At 58.1% G+C, this 3,203-nt stretch carries 2 protein-coding genes; both read right to left on the reverse strand.

The features are described 5' to 3' along the window. Window positions 1–1,267 (reverse strand): hypothetical protein (locus tag NKH16_RS34670; protein ID WP_352903934.1); only part of this gene is annotated, 1,267 nt, incomplete at its 3' end. Between the two features lie 863 nt (window positions 1,268–2,130). Then, on the reverse strand, window positions 2,131–3,203 hold a 1,073-nt coding region (locus NKH16_RS34675), incomplete at its 5' end, for an RHS repeat-associated core domain-containing protein (RefSeq protein ID WP_352903936.1).

A 3,203-nucleotide genomic window follows, 5' to 3' on the forward strand; every position in this document is an offset into this window, starting at 1 on the left:
CGGCTGTCATGTTGCCGTTGGCATCATAGGTGAGCGTCTTGGCGCCGACCGCTGTTGGAGCGTGCGGACGAGCAGCACTCGCCGCTGGGTAAACATAGGTTCCGGCAACGCGCGTGCGCGAGGTCAGATTGTCGTTGGCGGCGTAAACGAAAGTCTCGTCGAGCGTGTTGTTGCCAAGATTGTCGCTCGAAGTCAGCCGGTCGGCCTTGTCGTAGCCATAGGTCCAGCTGTCGGAGGCCGTCAGCCCCGTCGTGCCGGTGATGCGGCCGAGGAGATCGCGGGCGTATTGGTCGTCGAGCAGGACTGCGGCGCCCTTTGCCGTGGTGACGCGGTTCAGCCAGCGGCGGGTCGGCGAATAAATGAAGGACGTTTTTACGCCATTGGCATAGGTGATCTCCTTCGTCTGGCCGTCGGCCTCGTAGAGGGTCGAGGTGATGCCTGAAGCCGAGAGCAGCTTGTTGGCGGCCGTGTATTGCAGCGGGGCGGCCAGCGTGCCGAAGTCGAGCTGCACCGGCAGGTACTGGGTGCGCAGCGTCTGGCCCGAGCCATCGCGCACGCTGGTCGTGGTGTGGGTCAGCGTTCCCAGCGTGACGTCCTGGCGGGCGACCTTGCCGAAGCCGTCATACTTGTTGGCCTGCGTTGCCGCAGGGTTGGCGGAGGTGGTGAGCTGGCCGATATTGTAATAGCCGGCCGCTGCCTGGTCGTAGGTGTTTTGCGTCAGCGTCACCGCACTGCCGCCGGAGCTAGTGGCCGTCTTCAGGGTCAGCCGGTCCATCTGGTCATAGGCGAGAGCTGTGACGGTGGCACGGGCGTCGGTCTGGCTGGTCAGCCGGTTGGCGCCGTCATAGATGTACGACCATGAGCCGAGGTCGGGATCCGTTGCGGAAAGCCGGTTGCCGACCATGTCATAGCTGTAGGACCAGTTCGAGCCGCCGGGATCGCTGACCCCGGTCAGCCGGCCAAGGACATCGTAAGTACGGCCCTCCGTCAGATTGAGGCCGCCGAGATCGCGCACGATCTGCACGACATCGCCGCGCGTCGAGGATACGCTCTTGCTCTGCCGCGTGGTGGTCGCATTGATCTGGTCGGTCTGGGTGACCGCGTAAAGCCGCGGATTGGCCCCGGTGCCGGTGTCGAGGCTGTGGGCAAAGATCGTCTGGCTGGCATCGGCATAGACGCTCTTCACCGGCCGATCGGCCCAGTCGTAGCTGTTGGTCGCCCACTGCGCGGTGTCGCCGACGAAGCGCGGGAAGGCGGTGCGCAGCACATTGCCGCGTGGGTCGTAGTCGGTGTCAGCAATGCGCTTGGCTCCCGCCGCCGTCTCGCCGGGGTTTCCACCCGGTAGACGCGGCCAAGCCCGTCATAATAGGAGCGGACAAAATCCTCACCGGCGCCATTGGGCAACGGCGTCAGGGCGAGGGAAAGCCGCAAGGCCTGACCAATGCTTGATCCCTATGGGTGTCTGGCGCGATCGTTCATCGCAGCCAAGCGTGAAGAAACGGGTGCGGTTCAAAGCCTGCCGCTGAGGGAACGAAAAGAAAAGGATGCAAATTGGCGGCTGACGCCGCCAAAACAGGTCCGCTCGCCCTCGACGAGACACCGGCTAATGGGTGTCACCCTAATTCGCGTAATTCGATTCCCAAAAGGCTGACGGATCACATGGCAAGGGTCGGACTCGGTACTAAACACTGAATTAACTATCGAACAACGATTTGAGGTCCAGCTCCTGGAAAAAGTTCCATACGCTTATGATACTAAATTCTGAATCGTCGGTGCTATGCATCGTTAGGATAATGCTAGTTCCATCAATCGACTTTAACTTCGTTAAGATGAGGCGTGTCCCATCCTCCTGCAATTCAATGCCGGTCGATTTCTCCAAACTCGTTCCGGCTAGTCGAATCCTCTTCGAAGAATCTTCGAATTGCTCAAGCATCGATTTCTCACTCGAAAACGGCTCGTCCGTGAGAGACTTGAAATCTACCCACGACCCCGAAATCGCCGTCTGCAATATTCTCTCGATTCGGTCTCGTTCGGCTGAGCTAATTTCAAGAGTGGCCATTCGACTTTGTTCCAGCTTAGGGATTGGCTAACATACACCTGCCGCACTTGAGCACCTTTCACTACGGCTGTTCAATACGAAGTTCGCGGACTTTGACTCGTTGGACCCTGACTTGACCCAGGTCCGGAAGAAGCGTCCGTCGCCGTTGAGCCACCGGGCCCTGTCCCGCCTTTGTCCTTCTTTCCCGGAGTTTCCGTCGGTGTACTTGGTCCATATCCGATTGAGTCAAAATAGTCCTTTGCCTCTTTGACTTTCTGTCGAGCCTCAGCAGGTGACAATCCTGCGGCAAGTAATGCACCGTAAGCGACACCATACTCGGCACCCAAGGTTCCCCGCCCGGTGAGGTTAGTGTTTTGAAAGGCGTTGGCCTTGGCATGATCGGCTACAGTCAACGAAACAGCTGGCGCTTTGCTATAGCTGTATTCTTCCAGATTTCTTACAGCTGCATCTTGAACGATATGGTGCGACTGCCTCGCATCTGGATTGGTTGAACTCAGTGCTAACGCTTTATTTTGTGCTTGATTTTGTGCTTGGACCTCTAGGTGACTGCTCCATGTCTTTGTCATCGCTTCCGCAACGGTAGGCTTGTTTAAGTCCCATAATTTCTGAGTATTTGTTATCGTAGAGTTGTTTACTTCACCGTCATCGATAGCATCTGCGCTGACATAGCTGAGTATAGCGGCCCCAATACTCCAGCCAATTACTGCTTCCCCGATGCAGGCGTCTTCGAAGCAATGTCCATTGTTATCAGCTTTATTGACCGGATCATTCTGGGCATAGGCATATCGGTTGGTGCCCACCCCCGGCAGTATCGGGTCCCAATCATCGGGCGAGATGAACCGTCCCAGCAGCGGGTCCATGTATCTGGCATTGAGATACAGCAGCCCGGTCTCGGGATCGAAGCGCTCGCCGATGTAGCTCTTTTGCGTCTGGAAGCCGGTGTTGAGCCTTTCTCCGTAGGTGGCGTAGTTAGTGGCTTCGACGATGGCGCCGGCGGCGTCGGTGACCATGCGGACAGAGGCCAGGTGATCGCGATGCAGGAAGGCTTTTGTCGCGCCGGTCACCTTGACGTCGGGATGGGGATAGCGGGTGTAGATCTCCGCTCCGGGTGTCGCCGGATCGATCTCGACGGAAGCGTCGGGAT

The sequence above is a fragment of the Mesorhizobium sp. M1307 genome, assembly GCF_040318155.1.
GTDB lineage: Bacteria > Pseudomonadota > Alphaproteobacteria > Rhizobiales > Rhizobiaceae > Mesorhizobium.